At 71.1% G+C, this 22,573-nt stretch carries 24 protein-coding genes and 3 tRNA genes; 21 read left to right on the top strand and 6 right to left on the bottom strand.

Annotation, left to right across the window (positions count from 1 at the left end; translation table 11 throughout):
• Nucleotides 1-2 precede the first annotated feature (2 nt).
• From ABEE00_RS33890 to ABEE00_RS33835, 12 genes are all read left to right on the top strand, one after another.
• On the top strand, nt 3-416 hold the full coding sequence (locus tag ABEE00_RS33890; protein ID WP_345749639.1) for a roadblock/LC7 domain-containing protein: 414 nt from the start codon (nt 3-5) through the stop codon (nt 414-416).
• 67 nt (nt 417-483) lie between these two features.
• Nucleotides 484-891: a DUF742 domain-containing protein gene (locus tag ABEE00_RS33885; protein ID WP_345749628.1), complete on the top strand. Its 408-nt coding sequence runs from the start codon at nt 484-486 to the stop codon at nt 889-891.
• Nucleotides 872-1,495, top strand: a complete 624-nt coding sequence (locus ABEE00_RS33880; RefSeq protein WP_451918737.1) for a GTP-binding protein — start codon at nt 872-874, stop codon at nt 1,493-1,495. Before ABEE00_RS33885 ends, ABEE00_RS33880 begins: the two co-directional genes overlap by 20 nt.
• Nucleotides 1,496-1,878: 383 nt before the next feature.
• Nucleotides 1,879-5,397: a sensor histidine kinase gene (locus ABEE00_RS33875; RefSeq protein WP_345749627.1), complete on the top strand. Its 3,519-nt coding sequence runs from the start codon at nt 1,879-1,881 to the stop codon at nt 5,395-5,397.
• Between the two features lie 10 nt (nt 5,398-5,407).
• On the top strand, nt 5,408-5,821 hold the full coding sequence (locus ABEE00_RS33870; protein WP_345749626.1) for a roadblock/LC7 domain-containing protein: 414 nt from the start codon (nt 5,408-5,410) through the stop codon (nt 5,819-5,821).
• A 398-nt stretch (nt 5,822-6,219) separates the two neighbouring features.
• Complete coding sequence (locus ABEE00_RS33865; RefSeq protein ID WP_345749637.1) at nt 6,220-6,882, top strand: DUF742 domain-containing protein; 663 nt, start codon at nt 6,220-6,222, stop codon at nt 6,880-6,882.
• Nucleotides 6,863-7,456, top strand: a complete 594-nt coding sequence (locus ABEE00_RS33860; protein ID WP_345749625.1) for a GTP-binding protein — start codon at nt 6,863-6,865, stop codon at nt 7,454-7,456. The genes ABEE00_RS33865 and ABEE00_RS33860 overlap by 20 nt, the downstream gene beginning before the upstream one ends.
• A gap of 157 nt (nt 7,457-7,613) precedes the next feature.
• Complete coding sequence (locus tag ABEE00_RS33855; protein ID WP_345749624.1) at nt 7,614-8,405, top strand: fumarylacetoacetate hydrolase family protein; 792 nt, start codon at nt 7,614-7,616, stop codon at nt 8,403-8,405.
• Nucleotides 8,398-9,945: a glutamate--tRNA ligase gene (gene gltX / locus ABEE00_RS33850; protein WP_345749623.1), complete on the top strand. Its 1,548-nt coding sequence runs from the start codon at nt 8,398-8,400 to the stop codon at nt 9,943-9,945. Before ABEE00_RS33855 ends, gltX begins: the two co-directional genes overlap by 8 nt.
• Before the next feature lie 375 nt (nt 9,946-10,320).
• Nucleotides 10,321-10,392 (top strand) — tRNA-Gln (locus ABEE00_RS33845).
• Between the two features lie 29 nt (nt 10,393-10,421).
• Nucleotides 10,422-10,494: transfer RNA gene (locus tag ABEE00_RS33840), tRNA-Glu, on the top strand.
• Nucleotides 10,495-10,543: 49 nt separating this feature from the next.
• Nucleotides 10,544-10,616, top strand: a tRNA-Glu gene (locus ABEE00_RS33835).
• 77 nt (nt 10,617-10,693) lie between these two features.
• Here the strand turns inward: ABEE00_RS33835 and ndgR are convergent.
• Nucleotides 10,694-11,407, bottom strand: coding sequence for an IclR family transcriptional regulator NdgR (gene ndgR / locus ABEE00_RS33830; protein WP_345749622.1), 714 nt, complete (start codon nt 11,405-11,407; stop codon nt 10,694-10,696).
• Nucleotides 11,408-11,564: 157 nt separating this feature from the next.
• Between ndgR and leuC the strand changes: the two genes are divergently transcribed.
• The 4 genes from leuC to ABEE00_RS33810 all read left to right on the top strand — a co-directional run bounded on the left by leuC (nt 11,565) and on the right by ABEE00_RS33810 (nt 14,803).
• Nucleotides 11,565-12,989, top strand: a complete 1,425-nt coding sequence (gene leuC / locus ABEE00_RS33825) for a 3-isopropylmalate dehydratase large subunit (RefSeq protein ID WP_345749621.1) — start codon at nt 11,565-11,567, stop codon at nt 12,987-12,989.
• 14 nt (nt 12,990-13,003) lie between these two features.
• A complete protein-coding gene (gene leuD / locus ABEE00_RS33820; RefSeq protein ID WP_345749620.1) occupies nt 13,004-13,597 on the top strand; it encodes a 3-isopropylmalate dehydratase small subunit in 594 nt (197 codons plus the stop codon).
• Between the two features lie 125 nt (nt 13,598-13,722).
• Nucleotides 13,723-13,977 (top strand): SCO5555 family protein, encoded by a 255-nt coding sequence (locus ABEE00_RS33815; protein WP_345749619.1) that lies wholly within the window; start codon nt 13,723-13,725, stop codon nt 13,975-13,977.
• A gap of 133 nt (nt 13,978-14,110) precedes the next feature.
• Nucleotides 14,111-14,803: an HU family DNA-binding protein gene (locus tag ABEE00_RS33810; protein ID WP_345749618.1), complete on the top strand. Its 693-nt coding sequence runs from the start codon at nt 14,111-14,113 to the stop codon at nt 14,801-14,803.
• A 284-nt stretch (nt 14,804-15,087) separates the two neighbouring features.
• Here ABEE00_RS33810 and ABEE00_RS33805 read toward each other — a convergent pair whose 3' ends face one another.
• Together ABEE00_RS33805 and cofC are read right to left on the bottom strand one after the other, a co-directional pair.
• The gene (locus tag ABEE00_RS33805; RefSeq protein WP_345749617.1) at nt 15,088-15,291 is read right to left on the bottom strand and encodes a hypothetical protein; all 204 of its coding nucleotides are present in this window, start codon (nt 15,289-15,291) and stop codon (nt 15,088-15,090) included.
• A gap of 9 nt (nt 15,292-15,300) precedes the next feature.
• Nucleotides 15,301-15,972: a 2-phospho-L-lactate guanylyltransferase gene (gene cofC / locus ABEE00_RS33800; RefSeq protein WP_345749616.1), complete on the bottom strand. Its 672-nt coding sequence runs from the start codon at nt 15,970-15,972 to the stop codon at nt 15,301-15,303.
• A 156-nt stretch (nt 15,973-16,128) separates the two neighbouring features.
• On the opposite strand from cofC, the gene ABEE00_RS33795 reads away from it, so the two are divergent.
• The 3 genes from ABEE00_RS33795 (at nt 16,129) to ABEE00_RS33785 (ending at nt 19,119) form a co-directional block, all read left to right on the top strand.
• Nucleotides 16,129-16,899 (top strand): lysophospholipid acyltransferase family protein, encoded by a 771-nt coding sequence (locus tag ABEE00_RS33795; protein ID WP_345749615.1) that lies wholly within the window; start codon nt 16,129-16,131, stop codon nt 16,897-16,899.
• Complete coding sequence (locus ABEE00_RS33790) at nt 16,896-17,897, top strand: NAD(P)H-dependent glycerol-3-phosphate dehydrogenase (RefSeq protein ID WP_345749614.1); 1,002 nt, start codon at nt 16,896-16,898, stop codon at nt 17,895-17,897. Before ABEE00_RS33795 ends, ABEE00_RS33790 begins: the two co-directional genes overlap by 4 nt.
• An 82-nt stretch (nt 17,898-17,979) precedes the next feature.
• Nucleotides 17,980-19,119: a D-alanine--D-alanine ligase family protein gene (locus tag ABEE00_RS33785; RefSeq protein ID WP_345749613.1), complete on the top strand. Its 1,140-nt coding sequence runs from the start codon at nt 17,980-17,982 to the stop codon at nt 19,117-19,119.
• 120 nt (nt 19,120-19,239) lie between these two features.
• On the opposite strand, the gene ABEE00_RS33780 is transcribed toward ABEE00_RS33785, so the two are convergent.
• Together ABEE00_RS33780 and ABEE00_RS33775 are read right to left on the bottom strand one after the other, a co-directional pair.
• Nucleotides 19,240-19,731, bottom strand: a complete 492-nt coding sequence (locus ABEE00_RS33780; RefSeq protein ID WP_451918736.1) for a DUF3515 domain-containing protein — start codon at nt 19,729-19,731, stop codon at nt 19,240-19,242.
• Nucleotides 19,732-19,750: 19 nt separating this feature from the next.
• Nucleotides 19,751-19,984, bottom strand: coding sequence for an Lrp/AsnC family transcriptional regulator (locus ABEE00_RS33775; protein WP_345749612.1), 234 nt, complete (start codon nt 19,982-19,984; stop codon nt 19,751-19,753).
• A gap of 197 nt (nt 19,985-20,181) precedes the next feature.
• Here ABEE00_RS33775 and ABEE00_RS33770 point away from each other — a divergent pair, with 197 nt between their 5' ends.
• Both ABEE00_RS33770 and thiD read left to right on the top strand, forming a co-directional pair.
• A complete protein-coding gene (locus ABEE00_RS33770; RefSeq protein WP_345749611.1) occupies nt 20,182-21,222 on the top strand; it encodes a thiamine-phosphate kinase in 1,041 nt (346 codons plus the stop codon).
• Between the two features lie 132 nt (nt 21,223-21,354).
• The gene (gene thiD, locus ABEE00_RS33765) at nt 21,355-22,164 is read left to right on the top strand and encodes a bifunctional hydroxymethylpyrimidine kinase/phosphomethylpyrimidine kinase (RefSeq protein WP_345749610.1); all 810 of its coding nucleotides are present in this window, start codon (nt 21,355-21,357) and stop codon (nt 22,162-22,164) included.
• 106 nt (nt 22,165-22,270) lie between these two features.
• Here thiD and rpmB read toward each other — a convergent pair whose 3' ends face one another.
• Nucleotides 22,271-22,456: a 50S ribosomal protein L28 gene (gene rpmB / locus ABEE00_RS33760; protein WP_345749609.1), complete on the bottom strand. Its 186-nt coding sequence runs from the start codon at nt 22,454-22,456 to the stop codon at nt 22,271-22,273.
• Nucleotides 22,457-22,573 lie beyond the last annotated feature (117 nt).

The raw sequence follows: 22,573 nt of genomic DNA, 5'->3' as shown, positions 1-22,573 counted from the left end.
CGATGAGCCAGGCGGCGCAGAATCTGAACTGGTTGATCACCAATTTCGTGGACAACACCCCGGGTGTGTCCCACACGGTGGTGGTCTCAGCCGACGGTCTGCTGCTCGCGATGTCCGAGGGCTTCCCCCGGGACCGCGCCGATCAGCTGGCGGCGGTCGCGTCGGGGCTGACCTCCCTGACCGCGGGTGCATCCCGCATCTTCGAAGGCGGCGGTGTGAACCAGACCGTCGTCGAGATGGAGAGGGGCTTCCTCTTCATCATGTCCATCTCGGACGGCTCTTCGCTGGCCGTCCTCGCCCACCCCGAGGCCGACATCGGCCTCATCGGCTATGAGATGGCACTCCTGGTGGACCGCGCGGGCACCGTCCTCACGCCGGACGTCCGCGCCGAGCTCCAGGGCAGCATTCTCAACTGACCGACTGCGCCCCCTGCACGAGCACCACAGTCCGCCCAGCCGATCTCATGCCTCGACCGGAGGAGCCATGACCCCGCCCGCATATCCCGGCCCGTACGACGCCCACCACGACGCGTCGTACGGGGACGAGGGTGACCAGCCGCTGGTCCGCCCTTACGCCATGACGGGCGGCCGCACCCGGCCGCGGTACCAGCTCGCCATCGAAGCCCTGGTGAGCTCCACCGCCGACCCGGCGCAGCTTCCGGGACTGCTCCCCGAACACCAGCGCATCTGCCAACTGTGCCGCGAGGTCAAGTCGGTTGCGGAGGTCTCCGCGCTGCTCGCGATACCGCTGGGGGTCGCCAGGATTCTCGTCGCCGATCTCGCCGAGGCCGGCATGGTGGCCATCCACCAGCCCGGCAGCAGCACGGACCCCGGCGGCGCTCCCGATGTGACACTGCTGGAAAGGGTGCTCAGTGGACTTCGCAAGCTCTAGCCCGCAGACCGCGGACCAGATGGCCGGTTTCGCGGGGGCGCAGGAGCCGGCCGGTTCCTCCACGACCTCCGCGAAGATCGTGGTGGCGGGCGGTTTCGGCGTCGGAAAGACGACCTTCGTCGGCGCCGTGTCGGAGATCAATCCGCTGCGCACGGAGGCCGTGATGACCTCCGCGTCCGCGGGCATCGACGACCTCACCCACACCGGGGACAAGTCGACCACCACGGTCGCCATGGACTTCGGCCGGATCACCCTGGACGACGACCTGATCCTGTACCTCTTCGGTACGCCGGGTCAGGACCGGTTCTGGTTCATGTGGGACGACCTGGTGCGTGGCGCGATCGGCGCGGTCGTGCTGGTGGACACCCGGCGGCTGGCCGACTGCTTCCCCGCGGTCGACTACTTCGAGAATTCCGGGCTGCCCTTCGTGATCGCGCTGAACGGTTTCGAGGGCCACCAGCCCTACGGTCCCGAAGAGGTCCGCGAGGCGCTCCAGATCGGCCCCGACACCCCGATCATCACCACCGACGCGCGGCACCGCGCCGAGGCCAAGAGCGCGCTGATCACCCTGGTGGAGCACGCGCTGCTGGCCAGACTCAAGTGAATTCCCGGTGATCATCGGCTGACCTGGCAGAACGCCAACTCCCCACGGTGGAGGGCGAGTTGCGGGCGCACGGGGTGTGCGCCCGCGCTCAGCGGTGTGTTCTCCGTCATGCTCGCGCACCACCTTCATAACGTTTCGGCGGACAATGAGCCCGCCGCGAACACTGCTGGCGAGCGGAGTGCTTCGCTCTGCACACAAATCACCGGCCATTTGCTGCACTACAGCCGCAATGCCCGGTTTTCCAGCGGTGTTTTCCGGCCCCGGAGGACTTCTCCCGGTGTTTGGAACGCGCGGCCCTGACGTGCTGGAATTCGTGAACTCAGCAGTAGCGAACGGCGCGTCGCCAACGAGGGTGCGCGGACCGCCGAGAGGTGAGGAGTCGAGTGAGCCGAAGCACAACGGGCTCTGCACCGCAGGCTCGTGGTCAGGAGCGGGGCAATTTCACCCCGCCGTCCCGGGACGCCGCCCCGGCGTCGTCGGGTGATGCGGGCCGTTCGGGCGGCGGTGGCAAGCGCCGGTTCTCGGCGCGCAACTGGCGGGTTCCCACCCGTCTGAACGCGATCCTGCTGATCCCGGTGCTGGTGGCCCTGGTGCTCGGCGGGTTCCGCGTGAACGACGCCGTGTCGACCTGGAACGAGGCCGAGGACGCGCAGGCCACGGCCGAACTGGTGGAGGCGGCCGCCACGTACGGCAACGCCCTCATCGACGAGCGCGACCGCACCGCCGAGCCGCTGCTCACCGGGCAGCGCGGCGACTCCGAGGTGGACAAGGCGCGCGCCGCCACCGACCAGGCCAAGCAGCAGTTCGACAAGGCCGCCCAGAACATGCCGGACAAGCCGGGCCTCAAGCGGCGGCTGCACGCCTTCCGCCAGGAGGAGCCCAAGCTGGAGAAGCTGCGTCAGGCGGCCTTCACCCGGAAGCTCGGCGGCACCAAGACCGAGGAGCTGTACGTCACCGTGCAGCACCCGCTCATGGAGTTCGCCAACGAACTCGGCTTCGGCACCGGCAACGTCACCTCGTACGGCCGCACCGTCTACTCCGTCTCGCTCGCCAAGGCCGCCGCCTCGCTCCAGCGCTCGCTCGGCACCCACCTGCTGGTGAAGCCGGGCCCCTCGGCCAAGGAGAAGAAGCAGCAGCTCACCTCCTTCGCCTCCTACGCCTACCTGGAGCGCATCGCGATCGAGGAGTACGTGGGCGGCGGCAGGCCCGAGGACGTGCGGCTGCTCAAGGACGAACTCGCCAAGGCGAAGGCCAAGGGCAAGAAGGACACCGAGGCCGCGCGGCACGCCGCGCGCGCCAAGGGCGCCCCCTTCGTCACCCCGCCCCCGATGAGCTCGATGGTGACCGCCATCGGCTCCGGCGCCGGGTCCTCCTCGCTGCGCGCGAAGGGCATCACGCAGGACTCCTGGTTCGCCACCGCGACCGGCAAGTTCGACGCGTACCGCAGCGTGGAGAAGGAGCTCGCGCAGAACGCGGTGGGGGAGACCCAGCAGATCGCCTCGGACGCCAAGCGGGACGCGATCCTCAACGGCATCCTCGTGCTCGCCGCGCTGCTGCTGGCCTTCGTCGTCGCCGGGCGGATGGCGCGCTCGATGAGCCACAGCATGCGCAGCCTGCGCACCGCGGCCTTCGACGTGGCCGAGCAGCGGCTGCCCGCCATCGTCGACCAGCTCTCGCGCACCGACCCGGGCCGCGTGGACACCCGCGTCGAGCCCATCCCGATCGACAGCAGGGACGAGATCGGCGAGGTCGCGCGGGCCTTCGACCAGGTGCACAGGGAGGCCGTGCGGCTCGCGTCCGAGCAGGCCATGCTGCGCGGCAACGTCAACGCGATCTTCACCAACCTCTCGCGCAGGAACCAGGGCCTCATCGAGCGCCAGCTCGGCCTGATCACCGACCTGGAGAACAACGAGGCCGACCCGGACCAGCTCGAGAGCCTCTTCCGGCTCGACCACCTGGCCACCCGCATGCGCCGGAACGGCGAGAACCTCCTCGTCCTCGCCGGCGAGGAGCCGGGCCGCCGCTGGGTGCAGCCGGTGCCGCTGGTCGACATCCTGCGCGCCGCCTCCTCCGAGGTGGAGGAGTACGAGCGGATCGAGCTGTCCGGGGTGCCGGAGAGCGAGATCCACGGCCAGGTCGTCAACGACCTCGTGCACCTCCTCGCCGAGCTGCTGGAGAACGCCACCTCCTTCTCCTCGCCGCAGACCAAGGTCCAGGTCACCGCGACCCGGCTGCCGGACGGCCGCGTGATGATCGAGATCCACGACAAGGGCATCGGCCTCACCGCCGAGGACTTCGCGGACATCAACCACAAGCTCGCCAACCCGCCGGTGGTGGACGCCACCGTCTCGCAGCGCATGGGCCTGTTCGTGGTCGGCCGCCTCGCGGGGCGGCACAGCATCCGCGTGCAGCTTCGCCCCGCCGGCAAGTCCACCGGCACCACCTCGCTGGTGATGCTCCCCGAGGAGATCACCCACGGCGGTGGCGGCGACGAGGGCGCCGAGGAGGACTTCACGGTCTCCCGGATCATGCCCGAGCGCCCGCAGGGTCCCGCCGAGCCGGGCATGCGCACCGCCGCCGAGCTCGGCTTCGACGACTCCCGCTACGGCACCCCCGAGGTGCCCGACGACCTCTCCTCCCTCGACCCGGTCGGCCGCAGCCTGCTGCGCGAGGGCCGGCGCGCCGCGCTGGAGGCCCAACAGGGCGGCGGCGCGGGCGAGTTCGGGCAGGACCAGGCACAGGAGCAGTCGCCCGGTACGCAGCAGGGGCCGCAGGGACCGTCCGGCGCGGCCGGAGCCCCCGCACCCGAGCAGGAGCAGCCCCAGCAGCAGCTCCCGCAGCAGTTCCAGGGACAGTTCCCGCAGGTGTCCGGCGGACAGCAGCAGATAGGCCAGGAGTACCCGGGCCTGGAGCCGGGCCATGAGCTGGGACAGGAGCCGGGGCAGTACCAGCCGGGCCCGCAGTTCGACCAGCAGCCGGGTCAGCAGTCGGGGCAGCAGCTCGGCCAGTTCCCGGGCGGGCAGCCCGGACCCGGGCAGCACGCCGAGGAGCAGCCGCCGCAGCACGGCGCCCAGGACGTGCCGGGCCAGGCCCCGTACGGGCAGGGCCAGGACCAGGGCGGATTCCCGTCAGCCGATCCGTACGGCTTCGGCGCGGGCACGGGCGCGGGCGCCGACGCCGGTGCGCTCGGGCGCAACACCTCCGCGCAGGACGCGCTGCGCCAGGACCCGTTCGGCCAGGGCACGTTGGGCGGCCAGGACCCGCAGGGCCTCGCAGGACCGGCCCCGCAGGACCCGTACGGGCAGCCCCAACAGCCCCTGTACGAACGGCAGTACGGCTCCGAACAGAGCCCCTATGAGCCGCAAGCGGAATCTGTGCCCGGCGTTCCCGACGCCGACATGGACCGCGTAGGCTTCGACCGTCCGGGCCCCTCTTCGAGCGGTTTCAGCTCCACCACCGGCGCGGGACTGCCCCGTCGGCAGGCGGCGCACCCGCTCGGCGACGGTGGCCCTGATGCAGCGCAGCACGCTCAACCGGAACCCGCGGCCGAGGAACAGGCGCCGTGGGACGACGGGAGCGGGGCCCTCGGCACGGGCCTCGAGTCCGGGTGGCGCTCGGCGAACGACGAGCGCTGGGACCGGGCGGGCAGGCTGCGCGATCCGCAGGCCGGCGGGGTCACCTCCTCCGGTCTCCCGCGGCGGGTGCCCAGGGCCAACCTGGTCGAGGGCACCGCGGAGCAGAGCCCGCAGGGCGGCCCATCGGTCTCCCGCGCCCCCGAGGACGTACGCGGCAGGCTGAGCAATCTGCACCGCGGAGTCCGCAAGGGACGCACGGCGGGCGACGCACACCAGAATGACCAACAGGGCTTCGGCCCCGGCAGCACCTACGATCAGGAGCGTTAGTGTGAGCCCGATGAGCCAGGCGGCGCAGAACCTGAACTGGTTGATCACCAACTTCGTGGAGAACACCCCAGGGGTGTCCCACACGGTGGTGGTCTCCGCCGACGGACTTCTGCTCGCGATGTCCGAGGGCTTCCCGCGGGACCGCGCCGACCAGTTGGCGGCGGTCGCGTCCGGGCTGACCTCCCTCACCGCCGGGGCCTCCCGGATCTTCGAAGGAGGCGGGGTGAACCAGACGGTGGTGGAGATGGAACGGGGCTTCCTGTTCATCATGTCCATCTCCGACGGTTCCTCGCTGGCCGTCCTCGCGCACCCCGAGGCCGACATCGGTCTCGTGGGGTACGAGATGGCCCTTCTGGTGGACCGGGCGGGGAACGTACTCACCCCCGACCTCCGGGCCGAACTCCAGGGCAGCCTCCTCAACTAGGTTCTCAACCCGCAGACAAGCCGTGCGCATTGCGTCTCCGCGCCATAGGGTGCGGAGGCGCGGTGCCCGCTCAGGCTCTGGAACCGACGCAGAAGAGCAGCAGGAAACCGCCCGCACGTCCGTGAACCGGAGGAGGAACCGTGGCAACGCCCCCAGGCGGTCAGTCGCCGTACGGCAATGGCCAGGAGGACGAGACGTCCCAGGCCGCCGGCGGCGAGACCCCGGCCCTGAAGCGCTTCAACTTCCCCTCCGCGCCCAGCGAGCACGTACGGTCCCAGGACCCGTATGCGCAGCAGCAGCCCTCGGCGTACGGGCAGCAGGCACCGCAACAGGCTTACGGACAGCCGCAGTTCGGGCAGCAGGGGCAGCAGGCCGCGCAGCCGCAGCCCCAGCAGCCCCTGGACCAGCGGCAGTTCGGGCAGCAGGCCCCTGGCCAGCAGGTCCCAGGACAGGCCGCTCCCGGCGGCCCCGGAGGTCCCGGCGGCCACGGCCGGCACCCGGGGCAGCACGGTCCGCAGGGCCGTCCCGGGCCGCAGCAGCAGCCTCAGCAGCCGCCGTTCGGGCAGCCGCCGCACCAGGCGCCCCCGCAGCATCCGCACGCGTCGCAGCAGCCGCAGTCTCCGCAGCCCTATGAGCAGGCACCCCCGCCGCGCATCCAGCCGGTGCAGCCGGCCAAGCGCCCCGACCCCGGGACGGGCGCCGGACCGCGCGGCGAGCAGCAGCCGCTGGTGCGTCCCTATGCCATGACGGGTGGCCGGACCCGTCCCCGCTACCAGCTCGCCATCGAGGCGCTGGTGCACACCTCGGCCGACTCCGCCCAGTTGCAGGGCCAGCTGCCCGAACACCAGCGGATCTGCCGCCTGTGCTACGAGATCAAGTCGGTTGCCGAGATCTCCGCACTCCTGACCATCCCGCTCGGCGTCGCCCGGATTCTCGTCGCCGACCTGGCCGAAGCCGGACTGGTAGCCATCCACCAGCCCGGCGGTGACGGCACCAACGCCGACGGCCAGCCCGACGTGACACTGCTCGAAAGGGTGCTCAGTGGACTTCGCAAGCTCTAGCGGCGGCATCGCCGGGGGCGCCTCCCGATCGACCACCTCCGCGAAGATCGTGGTGGCCGGCGGCTTCGGCGTCGGCAAGACCACGTTCGTGGGGGCCGTGTCGGAGATCAATCCGCTGCGCACGGAAGCCGTCATGACCTCCGCCTCCGCGGGCATCGACGACCTGACGCACACCGCGGACAAGACGACCACCACGGTCGCCATGGACTTCGGCCGCATCACCCTGGACCAGGACCTGATCCTGTACCTGTTCGGCACCCCGGGCCAGGACCGCTTCTGGTTCATGTGGGACGACCTGGTGCGCGGCGCGATCGGCGCCGTGGTGCTGGTGGACACCCGCCGCCTCGCCGACTGCTTCCCCGCGGTCGACTACTTCGAGAACTCGGGCCTGCCCTTCGTCATCGCCCTCAACGGCTTCGACGGGCACCAGCCCTACACCCCGGAGGAGGTCCGCGAGGCGCTCCAGATCGGCCCGGACGCCCCGATCATCACCACCGACGCGCGTGCACGCGCCGACGCCAAGAGCGCGCTGATCACGCTGGTCGAGCACGCCCTGATGGCCCGCCTGCGCTGAGCGCCGGCGTGCGCCGCACCGGGCGCAGCACGGTTACGGGCCTCCACACCGGTGGGGGCCCGCGGTGTATGCACCGGCGGTGCGACGCGCCGCGGGCCGCCCCCGATACCCTGGAGTGTCCGACTCCATCCGAGATCACCAAGGGGCAGCCCAAGCCGTGCGCATCGCAAGATTCTCCCTCGACGGCAACGTCGCCTTCGGCGTCGTGGAAGGGGACGCGAACTCCGAAGGCGGACCCGTCCTCGACATCATCAAAGGCCACCCCTTCGCCGAGTTCGAGCGCTCGGGCCAGAAGCTCCCCCTGGACAAGGTCCGACTGCTCCCGCCCGTCCTGCCGAACAAGGTCGTGGCCGTGGGCCGCAACTACGCGGAGCACGCCAAGGAGCTCGGCAACGAGGTCCCCACCAAGGACTCTCCGCCGGTCGTCTTCTTCAAGCCCTCCACCAGCGTGTGCGGCCCCGGCGACCCCGTCGGCTACCCGCCCTTCACCGAGGACCTGCAGTACGAGGCCGAGCTGGCCGTCGTCATCGGCCGCATGTGCAAGGAGGTCCCGCGCGAGCGCGTGAGGGACGTCATCCTCGGCTACACCTGCGGAAACGACCTCACCGCCCGGGACGTCCAGCGCCGCGAGGAGCAGTGGGCGCGCGCCAAGGGCTTCGACGCCTCCTGCCCGCTCGGGCCCTGGGTGGAGACCGAGCTCGACCCCTCGGACCTCGGCGTGATGTGCACCGTCAACGGCGAGCAGCGCCAACTCGGGCGCACCAGCGAGATGGTGCGCTCCGTCGAGGACCTGATCGTCCACATCTCCGAGGCGATGACGCTGCTCCCCGGCGACGTCGTCCTCACCGGCACCCCCGCGGGCGTCGGCCCCCTGAACGTCGGCGACGAGGTCGCCGTCACCATCGAAGGCATCGGCACTCTCACCAACAAGGTAGTCAAGCGTGACTGACGCGACAGCGACAGCGGCGACCGCGACGGCGGACGGCAAGGACGTCCGCGTCCGCTTCTGTCCCTCACCCACCGGCAACCCGCATGTGGGCCTGGTCCGCACCGCCCTCTTCAACTGGGCGTTCGCCCGCCACCACGGCGGCACCCTGGTCTTCCGCATCGAGGACACCGACGCGGCCCGCGACTCCGAGGAGTCCTACGAGCAGCTCCTGCAGGCCATGCGCTGGCTCGGCCTGGACTGGGACGAGGGCCCGACCGCGTTCGACGGCTCCTCCGCCGGCGAGGTCGGCCCGCACGCCCCGTACCGCCAGTCCCAGCGCATGGACCTGTACGCGGACGTGGCCCGCAAGCTCCTGGAAGCCGGCCACGCGTACCGCTGCTACTGCACCACCGAGGAGCTGGAGGAGCGCCGCGAGGCCGCGCGCAAGGCCGGCAGGGCCTCCGGCTACGACGGCAAGTGCCGCGACCTCACCGCCGAGCAGCGGGCGGCGTACGAGGCCGAGGGCCGCACCTCCATCGTGCGCTTCCGGATGCCGGACGAGCCGATCACGTTCACCGACCTGGTGCGCGGCGAGATGACCTTCCAGCCGGAGAACGTCACCGACTACGGCATCGTGCGCGCCAACGGCGCCCCGCTCTACACGCTGGTCAACCCGGTCGACGACGCGCTGATGGAGATCACGCACGTGCTGCGCGGCGAGGACCTGCTCTCCTCCACCCCGCGCCAGATCGCCCTCTACAGCGCGCTCGCCGAACTCGGCATCGGCGGCGGCCACGTGCCCCGCTTCGGCCACCTGCCGTACGTGATGGGCGAGGGCAACAAGAAGCTCTCCAAGCGCGACCCGCAGTCCTCGCTCAACCTCTACCGCGAGCGCGGCTTCCTGCCCGAGGGACTGCTCAACTACCTTGCGCTGCTGGGCTGGTCACTGGCCGAGGACCGGGACATCTTCTCGCTGGACGAGCTGGTCGCCGCCTTCGAGATCGGCGACGTGAACGCCAACCCGGCCCGCTTCGACCTCAAGAAGGCCGAGGCGATCAACGCCACGCACCTGCGCGAGCTCCCGGTCGCCGACTTCGTCGCGGCCTGCGAGCCCTGGCTCTCGGCCCCGTACGCGCCGTGGGCCCCGGAGCAGTTCGACCGCGCCGCCTTCGACGCGCTGGCGCCGCTCGCCCAGACCCGCCTCACGGTCCTCTCCGACATCACCGACAACGTCGACTTCCTCTTCCTCGACGAGCCGGTGTACGACGAGAAGTCCTGGCAGAAGGCGATGAAGCCGGGCGCCGAAGAGGTGCTGGCCACGGCCCGCGAGAAGATCGCGGAGCTCGCCGACTGGAAGACCGACGCGCTCAAGGACGCGGTCCTCGCCGCCGGCGAGGAGCACGGCCTGAAGCTGGGCAAGGCGCAGGCCCCGGTCCGCGTCGCGGTCACGGGCCGCACCGTCGGCCTCCCGCTCTTCGAGTCGCTGGAGGTCCTGGGCCGCGAGCGCACCCTGGCCCGGGTGGACGCGGCACTGGCGAAGCTGGAGTCCCAGCCCGCCTGACGCGCGCTCTCTCCTTTTCCGTACGCCCGGGGCTCCTGTCCCGGGCGTACGTCGTTTCCGGGCCCCCTCAGGGGTTTCCGGGCGCTCTCGCGCCGCTGAGGCCCCTCACGACCTCCCCGCACCCCTGAGGCGCCCTTGACCCGCGGCTCGCGGACCCACGCGCCCCACGGGCCGCCGAGCGCCTCCGGAGGCCCCAAGGGCGGGCCCGGGCGCGGGACTTGAGGGACCCGCGCTGCCCTGCGGGGAACTCGTTTTGGTGCTCAGCGCTCGGTCGGGTAATGTTTTCCATGTCGCCGCGAGGGGACGGGCCGAAAAAAGCCCCCCACCGCAGCGGCCACCCGGACAAGATCCCCACACCAGGGGGTTGAGTTTTGGTGGGCTATGGTGTAATTGGCAGCACGACTGATTCTGGTTCAGTTAGTCTAGGTTCGAGTCCTGGTAGCCCAGCTTGATCTTCCACATCTGGAAAGATCGATGCCCCCGTTGTGTAGCGGCCTAGCACGCCGCCCTCTCAAGGCGGTAGCGCCGGTTCGAATCCGGTCGGGGGTACTGATCCGAAAGATCAGGTCGAAAGGCCAGGTCAACGGATCACGCTAGGGCCCCCGTTGTGTAGCGGCCTAGCACGCCGCCCTCTCAAGGCGGTAGCGCCGGTTCGAATCCGGTCGGGGGTACTCGGTCTTCAAAGGCCCTACAGCGTACGAAGAAGCCCCGCACCTCCCGGTGCGGGGCTTCTTCGTTGTGCCTTCCCTCACGTCCTGCGCAGCGACTCGCTCAGCCGGGCCGCGGCGTCCACGATCGCCTGCGCGTGCATCCGGCCGGGGTGCCGGGTCAGCCGCTCGATGGGGCCCGAGACCGAGACCGCGGCCACCACGCGGTTCGACGGGCCGCGCACCGGGGCCGAGACGGAGGCCACGCCCGGTTCCCGCTCGCCCACGGACTGTGCCCAGCCCCGGCGGCGTACCCCGGAGAGCGCGGTCGCGGTGAAGCGGGCGCCCTGGAGGCCGCGGTGCAGCCGCTCGGGCTCCTCCCACGCCATCAGGATCTGGGCCGCAGAGCCGGCCTTCATGGGCAGCGTCGAGCCCACGGGGACGGTGTCCCGCAAGCCGGAGAGCCGCTCGGCGGCGGCCACGCAGATGCGCTGGTCGCCCTGGCGGCGGTAGAGCTGGGCGCTCTCGCCCGTGACGTCGCGGAGGTGGGTCAGCACCGGTCCCGCGGACGCCAGGAGCCTGTCCTCCCCTGCTGCGGCGGCGAGTTCGCCGAGCCGGGGGCCGAGAATGAAGCGGCCCTGCATGTCGCGGGCCACCATGCGGTGGTGCTCCAGTGCCACCGCGAGCCGGTGCGCCGTGGGGCGGGCGAGACCGGTCGCGCCGACCAGCCCGGCGAGGGTGGCCGGGCCTGATTCCAGTGCGCTCAGTACCAGAGCAGCCTTGTCGAGAACGCCGACGCCGCTAGAGTTGTCCATGCGTCGATACTCGCGTCTCAGAGTGTGAAACGCAAGTTCAGTATCTCCGAGGACGCGCCACTCTGTACGGGAAGGCCACGCGCCGCACATACGGGGAGCGCGCGTGGCACGGAATCTCTACATGTGGCCGGCGGTGCTGCCGGCCGGAGGGAATGCGATGGGACGGACACTCGCGGAGAAGGTCTGGGACGACCACGTCGTCACGCGCGGTGAGGGAGAGCCGGACCTGCTCTTCATCGATCTTCATCTGCTGCACGAGGTGACCAGCCCGCAGGCCTTCGACGGGCTCCGCAAGGCCGGGCGCGCCGTGCGGCGCACCGACCTCACCATCGCGACCGAGGACCACAACACCCCGACCCTCGACATCGACAAGCCGATCGCCGACCCGGTCTCGCGCACCCAGTTGGAGACCCTGCGCAAGAACTGCGCGGACTTCGGCGTGCGGCTGCACCCGCTGGGCGACGTGGAGCAGGGTGTCGTGCATGTCGTCGGCCCGCAGCTCGGGCTGACCCAGCCGGGCACCACCGTGGTGTGCGGCGACTCGCACACCTCCACCCACGGGGCCTTCGGCGCCCTCGCGTTCGGCATCGGCACCAGCCAGGTCGAGCACGTGCTGGCCACCCAGACCCTGCCGATGGCGCCGTTCAAGACGATGGCGGTGACCGTCAACGGCGAGCTGCCCGAGGGCGTGACGGCCAAGGACCTGATCCTGGCCATCATCGCGAAGATCGGCACCGGCGGCGGCCAGGGCTATGTCATCGAATACCGCGGCGAGGCCATCGAGAAGCTCTCGATGGAGGCGCGGATGACCATCTGCAACATGTCGATCGAGGCGGGCGCGCGGGCCGGGATGATCGCCCCGGACAAGACCACCTTCGACTACGTACAGGGCCGCGAGCACGCCCCGCAGGGCGCCGACTGGGACGAGGCCGTGGCGTACTGGAAGACGCTGCGCACCGACGAGGACGCGGTCTTCGACCACGAAGTGGTCATCGAGGGCAGCGAGCTGGCGCCGTTCGTCACCTGGGGCACGAACCCGGGCCAGGGCGCCCCGCTCTCGGAGCGCATCCCCGACCCGGCCTCCTTCGCCGACTCCAGCGCGCAGTACGCGGCCGAGAAGGCCCTGGAGTACATGGGCCTGACCGCGGGGCAGCCGCTGCGCGAGGTGAAGGTGGACACCGTCTTCGTCGGCTCGTGCACCAACGGCCGTATCGAGGACCTGCGTTCGGCCGCCGAGATCCTCCGGGACCGCAAGGTGTCGGACGACGTGACGATGCTCATCGTGCCCGGTTCGGTGCGGGTGGCCCTGCAGGCCGTCGAGGAGGGCCTGGACAAGGTCTTCACCGAGGCGGGGGCCCAATGGCGGCACGCGGGCTGCTCGATGTGCCTGGGCATGAACCCCGACCAGCTCAAGCCCGGGGAGCGCGCCGCCTCCACCTCCAACCGCAACTTCGAGGGCCGGCAGGGCAAGGGCGGACGCACCCATCTGGTCTCGCCCCAGGTCGCGGCGGCCACTGCCGTCTTGGGGCACCTGGCGTCCCCGGCCGACCTGTCCGACGTACGCGAGCCCGCAGGCGTCTGAGGAGAAACGCAACCATGGAAGCCTTCACCACGCACACCGGCCGGGCCGTTCCGCTGCGCCGCAGCAACGTGGACACCGACCAGATCATCCCCGCCCACTGGCTCAAGAAGGTCACCAGGGACGGCTTCGAGGACGGCCTGTTCGAGGCCTGGCGCAAGCAGGACGACTTCGTCCTCAACCAGCCCGCCTACCAGGGCGGCACCGTGCTGGTCGCCGGCCCGGACTTCGGTACGGGCTCCTCGCGCGAGCACGCCGTGTGGGCCCTGCAGAACTACGGCTTCAAGGCCGTCATCTCGCCCCGCTTCGCCGACATCTTCCGCGGCAACTCCCTCAAGAACGGCCTGCTGACGGTCGTCCTCCCGCAGGACACCGTCGAGGCCCTGTGGGAGCTGGCCGAGGCCGACCCGGCCACGGAGGTCACCGTGGATCTGGTGCGGCGCAAGGTAGTTGCCCCCGGCATCGAGGCGGACTTCGAGCTGGACGAGAACGCCCGCTGGAGGCTCCTGGAGGGCCTGGACGACATCAGCCTGACCCTCAAGAACGAGGGGGCCATCGCGGAATACGAGGCCTCCCGCGCCGCGTTCAAGCCCCGGACGCAGGCCGCCTGAGAAAGCACCGGAAGCCCGGCGCGCTGCGCCCCCCGCCCCTCTGCGGCGGGGGGCGCAGACGTGTGTAGGGACGTGTGTTGGGGCCCCGTGAAGCGACAACTCGCCCCAGATGGCACAATCTGTGCATGGAACGCGACGGTCAACTCGAGCTCTACGACCGGCTCGCCGCCCGCCTGAAGGAGGCGCACAAGCGGGTGCGCACACTGCAAGTTCCGGAGGACGTACGGGTAGCGCTCACGCGGAAGCTGCTCGTCATCACCGCGGCTTCGAAGCACGACATGGCCGATGCGGAACGGCGCCTCGAGCGACTCATGAAGGACGTTGACGAGGGCCGATTCCCGGGTGACCGGACAGACGTACGCGCTGACGGAACTCCGTGACGGTCGAGTTCGTTGCGGCACGCGGGTGATTCGCCCGTTTCGTATTTGATTTGCGGTATATATCTCCCTAGCGTGCGAAAAAGCTTGAACACATTCGTTCCTGCACTCTGCTGTCTCTGAAGGGGAAGTCGACGTGAACAAGGCGCAGCTCGTAGAAGCAATCTCCGACCAGCTTGGCGGACGCCAGCAGGCCGCTGACGCGGTCGATGTCGTTCTGGACGCGATCGTCCGCTCGGTCGTCCAGGGTGAGCGGGTCTCCGTCACCGGTTTCGGTTCGTTCGAGAAGGTGGAGCGCCCGGCCCGGTACGCCCGTAACCCCCAGACCGGTGAGCGCGTCCGGGTCAAGAAGACCGCGGTGCCCCGTTTCCGTGCGGGTGCCGGCTTCAAGGACCTGGTCAGCGGTGCCAAGAAGCTCCCCAAGAACGACGTCGCGGTGAAGAAGGCTCCTAAGGGCAGCCTGTCCAGCGGGACTTCCACCAAGAAGGCCGCCACCAAGAAGGCCGCGGCGAAGAAGAGCACCGCCAAGAAGACCGCCGCGAAGAAGACCACGGCGGCCAAGAAGACCACCGCGGCGAAGAAGACCACCGCGAAGAAGGCACCCGCGAAGAAGACCGCGGCGAAGAAGGCCACCACAGCGGCGAAGAAGAGCACCGCCAAGAAGGCGGCGCCGGCGAAGAAGACCGCCGCGAAGAAGGCCACCCCGGCGGCGAAGAAGACCACCGCCAAGAAGGCACCGGCCAAGAAGACCACCGCCAAGAAGGCGCCCGCGAAGAAGACCGCGGCCCGTAAGACCACCGCCAAGAAGACGACCGCACGTCGCCGGTAAGCAGCGGACGGCCCCCGGAGGGCCGCGCCGCAGACCCGACAGCGCCGGGCCGGGCTCCTGAAGCAGGAGCCCGGCCCGGCGGGCGTTCGGGGACACGCGGCGGACCGGCCCCGTGCGCCGTCCGGGGGTTGGGAGACCGCCCGAGGTCAACGGCGCGGGGCCCCGTACGGGGGCGGTCAGCCGACCTCGTACGGACGCTCTTACGGGTTGCACGGGGCGAGGCCCGTCCGCCCGGCGTCAGGGGCTTCTGGCGGCATGGGGCCGGCCCCGCAGAGCCGCCGCCCTCACAAGGTCTGGAGCGTCACCAGCGTGATCCGGCGGGAACCGCCCTCGTCCTCGGTCTCGATCCGCACCCGCTGACCCGGGCGCAGGAGCCGCAGCCCGCCCGCGTCGAAGGCCGCTGCGGGGAAGTCCAGCGGGGTGCCGTCGTCCAGGAGCACGCTGCCTGAACGGGTTTCGGGGTCGTAGGTGTACGCGGTGGCCTGCATGCCCGCAGCCTACTGGGGGACCTGCGAGGGGCCCGCGGGGCACAGCGCGGCCGTGAAAGGACCCACGCCCAGTGCGACCGCGGCCGCCAGATCGGCACCGGTGTCCACATCCTGACGGACGCTGTCCACTTCGCGGAGGGCGAGTTCGGCGGCGCCCGACGCACGGTGGCGTTCGCGCGAGGGGCCGCCGAATGCGGGGGAGAGGGCGCTTCCGGGAAGCGCCGACAAAAGCGTCGTACCGATTCCCGCCGCATCCGCGAGAAAAGCGCGCGGAAACTCGGCGGCGGCCCGCAGCACCCGCTCCAATTCCCGCGGACGCAGCGCGGGGAGATCCGCATTGAGCGCGGCGACGGCGGCTTCCGGGGCGTTCTCGCGCACCGCGGCGGCGCCGTGCGCCAGCGCGGTGTTGAGTCCTGCTGCGGGGGAGTCGGTGACGACGCGGGCGCCGAGGGCCGACAACTCCGCCGAGGCCAGCCCGTCGTCCGTGACAACCACCACACTCCGCACCGCGGCGCAGGCCAGCGCCGCACCCACGGTGTCCTTGGCGAACGCCAGCGCGAGTCCCGGCAGGGCCGCGCCGCCCGCGGCGGGCGCGAGCCGCGACTTGGCCAGGGGAAGCGGCTTCAGCGGCACCACCAGGGACCATGCCGCGGGCTGCGGGGGAGTCCGGGTCGCGTGCATCCGCCTATTCTCGCCCGGGGCCGGGGCATCGCCGTACGCCCGGGGTTACGGTGTGCACGACAGTCGGTGTCCGAGAGTGGGCCACACGCGGCCCGACCGGGCGGGGTTCGCCGGTCGACCTCGTTTACTGGAGAAACTTAAGGAGATGGTGTCCGGGTGTCCCGCCGCAAAATCGGCTTTTGGTATCGCCTCGCAGCGGTCCTGCTGAAACCGCCGCTGCTCCTCCTCTTCAAGCGGGACTGGCGGGGAATGGAGAACATTCCGGACGACGCCGGGTTTATCACCGTCGTCAATCACAACTCCTATCTGGACCCGCTCTCCTACGCGCACTGGCAGTACAACACCGGCAGGGTGCCCCGCTTCCTCGCGAAGGTCGGGCTCTTCAAGGGCGGCTTCGTCGGCGCCTTCATGCGGGGTACGGGACAGATCCCGGTGTACCGCGAGTCGGCCGACGCCGTCGGCGCATTCCGCGCGGCAGTTGAGGCCATCGAGAAGGGCGAGTGCGTTGCCTTCTATCCCGAGGGCACCCTCACCCGCGACCCCGAACTGTGGCCCATGGCGGGCAAGAGCGGCGCCGCGCGCGTCGCCCTGCTCACCAAGGCCCCGGTGATCCCCGTGGCGCAGTGGGGCGCCAACCACGCGCTGCCCCCGTACGGGAAGCTGCGGCTCTTCCCGCGCAAGACGCTCACGGTGCAGGCGGGGCCGCCCGTGGACCTCTCGGAGTTCTACGGGCAGGAGCCGACGGCCGAGGTGCTCCAGCAGGTCACCACCGTGCTGATGGACGCCGTCACCGATCAGCTCGCGCTGATCCGCGAGGAGACCCCGCCGGCCGAGCGCTACGACATGCGCAAGGCGGCGGTCGAGCGGCGGAAGAAGCAGCAGGCGGGCACCGAGCAGGCGCAGAGCGACCAGGGAGAGAAAGCGTGACCAAAGCCGCCGTGTTCGGCACCGGGTCCTGGGGCACCGCCTTCGCGATGGTGCTCGCCGACGCGGGCTGCGAGGTGACCCTGTGGGGACGGCGCCCGGAGCTCGTGGACGCGGTCAACTCCCGCCGCCGCAACCCCGACTACCTCCCGGACACCGAACTCCCCGCCGCCGTACGGGCGACGACCGACCCCGCCGAGGCCGCCCGGGACGCCGAGTTCACCGTGCTCGCCGTGCCGTCCCAGACGCTGCGGGGCAACCTGGAGGGCTGGGCGCCCCTGCTGCGCGAGGACACCGTGCTGGTCTCCCTCATGAAGGGCGTCGAACTCGGCACGGCGAAGCGGATGAGCGAGGTCATCGGCGAGGTCGCCAAGGCGGGCCCGGAGCGGGTCGCGGTGCTCTCGGGGCCCAACCTGGCCCGCGAGATCGCCGCCAGGCAGCCCGCGGCCTCCGTCGTGGCCTGTGCTGACGAATCGGTTGCGCAGCGCCTCCAGACGGCCTGCCACACCCCGTACTTCCGCCCGTACACCAACACCGACGTCGTCGGCTGCGAGCTCGGCGGCGCCGTCAAGAACGTCATCGCGCTCGCCGTCGGCATCGCCGACGGCATGGGCCTGGGCGACAACGCCAAGGCCTCGCTGATCACCCGCGGGCTCGCCGAGACCACCAGGCTCGGGCTCGCGATGGGGGCCGAGGCGCACACCTTCGCCGGACTCGCGGGCATGGGGGACCTGGTGGCCACGTGCTCCTCGCCGCTCTCCCGCAACCACACCTTCGGCACCAACCTGGGCCGCGGCATGACGCTCCGGGAGACGATCGCGGTCACCAAGCAGACCGCCGAAGGCGTCAAGTCCTGTGAGTCCGTACGGGATCTGGCGCGCCGGCACGGCGCGGAGATGCCGCTCACCGAGACCGTCTTCGACATCGTGCACGAGGGGAAGCCCCCGCACGTCGCGCTGAGGGAACTGATGTCCCGCAGCGCGAAGCCCGAGCGCGTCTGAGCCGCCGGGCCGAGCGCGTCGCAGACGCCCGGGCCCGAGCGCGTTCGAGACGCGAATCCGAGACGGTAAGGTTCGAGGCGATATGAGCAGCCAGACCCCTGACTCCCGCAAGCCCCGCGTCGCCGTGGTGTTCGGCGGCCGCAGTTCCGAGCACGCCATCTCCGTCCTCACGGCGGGCGCCGTCCTGGGCGCCATCGACCGCGAGAAGTACGAGGTGCTGCCGATCGGCATCACCGCCGACGGCCGCTGGGCGCTGACGGCCGACGACCCTGAGCGCATGGCCATCGAGGACCGTAAACTCCCCAGCGTCGCGGAGCTCGCCGAATCCGAGTCGGGCGGCGTGCTGCTGCCGGTCGACGCGGGCAGCCGCGAGGTGACCTACCTGGAGCCGGGCTCGGTGCCCAAGGCGCTGGGCGAGGTGGACGTCGTCTTCCCCGTGCTGCACGGCCCGTACGGCGAGGACGGCACCCTGCAGGGGCTGCTCGAACTCTCCGGCATCCCGTACGTCGGCGCAGGCGTGCTCGCCTCGGCCGTCGGGATGGACAAGGAGTACATGAAGCGGATCTTCACCTCCTTCGGCCTGCCGGTCGGCCCGTACGTCACCATCAGGCCCCGCGAGTGGGAGCAGGACCCGGCCGCCTCGCGCAAGAAGGTCGTGGACTTCGCCGCCGACCACGGCTGGCCGGTCTTCGTGAAGCCCGCGCGCGCCGGATCCTCCATGGGCATCACCAAGGTCGACGACCTCGCCGGTCTTGACGAGGCGATCGAGGAGGCCCGCCGCCACGACCCCAAGGTCGTCGTGGAGTCGCTGCTCAGCGGCCGCGAGATCGAGTGCGGGGTGCTGGAGTTCGAGGACGGCCCGCGCGCGAGCGTGCCCGCCTGGATCCCGCCGGCCGACGCGCACGACTTCTACGACTTCGAGGCGAAGTACATCGACTCCTCCACCGGCGTCGTGCCGGCCCCGCTCACCGAGGAACAGACCGCCGAGGTGCGGGAGTTGGCGGTGCGCGCCTTCGACGCCGCGTCCTGCGAGGGCATCGTGCGCGCGGACTTCTTCCTCACCGACGAGGGCGAGTTCGTGATCAACGAGATCAACACCATGCCGGGCTTCACGCCCATCTCCATGTACCCGCGCATGTGGCAGGAGAGCGGCGTGAGTTACCCCGAGCTGATCGACCGCCTCGTGCAGGCGGCCCTGCGCCGCAGCACGGGCCTGCGCTGAGCGGCCCAGCCCGAGAAACCCCGCAGCCCCGGTCCGGCATCAGCCCGGGCCGGGGCCGCGTATGTGCGGGCCGGTACGGCGCAGGTGCGCGCACGCGCGGGGAGTTGTGCGCCGGGGGCGTCAACCGCGGTCCGGTACCGCCTTCTTGACCGGCGCGGCGAACTCGGTCAGCACGCCCGCCTCGGGCTTGTAGTCGCCGGGGACGGTCACCTCCACGTTCGCGGCCCTGTCGGTGGTCGTGAACCGCCAGCCGTCGTCCTGCTTTTCGAGCAGCCAGGAGACGCCGTTCACTTCCATCGCCTCCGCCGTGGGGTTGTAGTGTTCACTGCCGGGCGTCAGCTTCTCGGGTTTCGGTACCCCGCACCGCAGCTCGATGGCCGGATCGCCCCACGCGGCCGTGTACGTCGACGCGGGGTCGAGCGAGATCCGCTGCTGCCCGTCCACCGCGTCAGGAAGCTGTCCGTGCAGTGCCCGGCACGCCTGCGCCGCCTGCCCCGAGGGCTTGGGCGCCGGCGGGCCCGATGAGCCGGAGCAGCCCGCGACGGCGGCCGGCACGGCGAGTGCGGTGACGGCTGCGAGGAGGACGGAGCCCCGGTGGTGCCAAATGCTCACCGGGCGAGCATACGGGGAGCTACAGATGGACCACCGGACAGGTCAGGGTGCGGGTGATCCCGTCCACCCGCTGGACGTTGGCGACCACCATGCGGCCCAGCTCGTCGACGGTGTCGGCCTGTGCGCGCACGATCACGTCGTACGGACCGGTCACGTCCTCGGCCTGGATCACGCCCGGGATCTTGGCAATCACATCGGCGACGGCCGACGCCTTGCCCACCTCGGTCTGGATGAGGATGTACGCCTGTACCACGGAACCTCCAGGGCGGCTACGAGGATCATGGGGAGTGTGCGGTCGGGCAACGAGGAGACGCCACGGTACCGCGTAGCCATTCTCCCCAGGGAGCCCCGAAACACCCCCGGTAACCGCAGGTTGACGTGCACGGCGGCGCACGCGGGGGTGGACAGGGCGCGCACCGCGCCCGCGACGGACAAGCGAAGGGAAACGTGATGCACGATCTGAACGGCGGCAGCGGAGGGCTGGGTGGCGGCGCGCACCCAGGGGTCCCGGGGGTCTACCCGCGCACTCCGGGGACCGTGGGCGAGCTCGGCGAGTTCGGCCTGATCCGGGAGCTGACCTCCCGCCTCCCGCTCACCCCCGCCGTACGGATCGGCCCCGGCGACGATGCCGCCGTCGTCTCCGCGCCGGACCGCAGGGTGGTGGCCAGCACCGACATCCTGCTGGAGGGCCGGCACTTCCGCCGCGACTGGTCCACCGCGTACGACGTGGGGCGCAAGGCCGCCGCGCAGAACCTCGCCGACATCGCCGCCATGGGCGCCGTGCCCACCGCGCTGCTGCTCGGCCTCGTGGTCCCCGCCGAGCTCCCGGCGAACTGGCCGACCGAGCTCATGGACGGCATCCGCGACGAGGCCCAGGTCGCCTCGGCCGCCGTGGTCGGGGGCGACGTCGTGCGCGGCGACACCATCACCGTCTCGATCACCGCGCTCGGGGACATGCGGGGCCAGGAGCCGGTGACCCGTGCCGGGGCGCGGCCGGGGGACACCGTGGCGGTGACCGGCTGGCTCGGCTGGTCGGCGGCCGGGCACGCGGTGCTCTCCCGCGGATTCCGCTCCCCGCGCGCCTTCGTGGAGGCGCACCGGCGTCCGGAGCCGCCGTACCACGCGGGTCCCGCCGCCGCCTCGCTCGGCGCGACCGCGATGACCGACGTCAGCGACGGACTGATCGCGGACCTCGGGCACATCGCCGAGTCCAGCAAGGTGCGTATCGACCTGCGCTCCGCCGACCTGGACGTGCCCGCGCAGATGAACGACATCGGGCAGGCCGTCGGCGTCGACCCGCTGCACTGGGTGCTCACCGGCGGCGAGGACCACGCGATCGTCGCGACCTTCCCGCCCGACAGGAAGCTGCCCGCGCGCTGGCGCCGCATCGGCGAGGTGCGCGCGCCCTCCGCGCTGCCGCAGGTCACCGTCGACGGCGCCGCCTGGGACAAGGCGGGCGGCTGGGACCACTTCGGCGACGCCGAGGGCTGAGCTGCTGAGCTCCGGCGACGCCGAGGGCTGAGCGTCCCCTGACCGGGCCAGGAGGAGGGACCGGCCGCGCACGGGCAGTCCGTACGAGGGCTGGCCACGGGCCCGCGCCGCCGGCCGATTACCGTCGGGGCCATGGAAACCCCCGCGGCACCCACCGCCCCGCCCCGCGTGCTGACCATCGCAGGCTCCGACTCCGGCGGCGGCGCCGGCATCCAGGCCGACCTGAAGACCATGATGGCGCTCGGCACCCACGGCATGAGCGTGATCGTCGCCGCCACCGCGCAGAACTCGCTCGGCGTGCAGGGCTTCTGGGAGCTCCCCGTGGAGGCCGTGCGCGCGCAGTACCGCAGCGTGGTGGACGACATCGGCGTACAGGCCGTGAAGACCGGCATGCTCGCCTCGGCCGGACTCGTGGAGACCGTCGCCGCGCTGCTCGCCGAGGCGCCCGCGCCCGTGGTGGTGGACCCGGTCGGGGTCTCCAAGCACGGCGATTCGCTGCTGGCCCGCGAGGCGCTGGACTCGGTCCGTACGAAGCTGCTGCCCGCCGCCACCGTGGCCACCCCCAACCTGGACGAGGTGAGGCAGCTCACCGGCGTGCACGTCACCGACGAGTCCGGGATGCGCGAGGCGGCCGCCGCGGTCCTCTCGTACGGGCCCCGCTGGGCGCTGATCAAGGGCGGGCACCTGCCCGGCGAGGCGGTCGACCTGCTCACCGACGGGGAAGCCGAGCACTGGCTGCGCGCCCCGCGCCACGACAACCGGCACACCCACGGCACCGGCTGCACGCTGGCCAGCGCCATCGCGGCCGAACTGGCCAAGGGCCTGAGCGTCCCCGAGGCGGCCGCCGCGGCCAAGGACTATGTGACGGGCGCCATCGCGGCGGGCTTCCCGCTGGGTTCGGGACTCGGGCCCGTCGACCATGCGTGGCGGACCCGCAACTGAGCGTCACGGCACGGGAGATGCGAAAGCCGGCCCACCCTGCGGTGGACCGGCTCCGGCCTTCCGGCAACCAGCGAGATGCGTGGCTGCGCCGCTTACAGCAGCGACGTCAGCCCGCGGTCTTGCCGGCCTTGATGCACGAGGTGCAGGCGTTGAGGCGCTTCGGCGTCCCACCGACCACGGAACGCACGCGCTGGATGTTCGGGTTCCAGCGCCGCCGGGTGCGGCGGTGCGAGTGGGAGATGTTGTTGCCGAAGCCCGGCCCCTTGCCGCAGACGTCGCAGTTGGCAGCCACGGGTCACTCCAAAGACTTCAGATGCACGTACGGAAAATCCCGGCGACGCAAGATCAGAGATTGACCGGCAGTGCCAGGGAGGTGATGGTCGCCCGATTTACATCAAGCAACCGGAGC

This window comes from Streptomyces odontomachicola, assembly GCF_039605595.1.
Lineage (GTDB): Bacteria > Actinomycetota > Actinomycetes > Streptomycetales > Streptomycetaceae > Streptomyces.
Note: the sequence above shows the minus strand (reverse complement) of the source record. Positions and strands in the feature narration are given on the sequence as shown.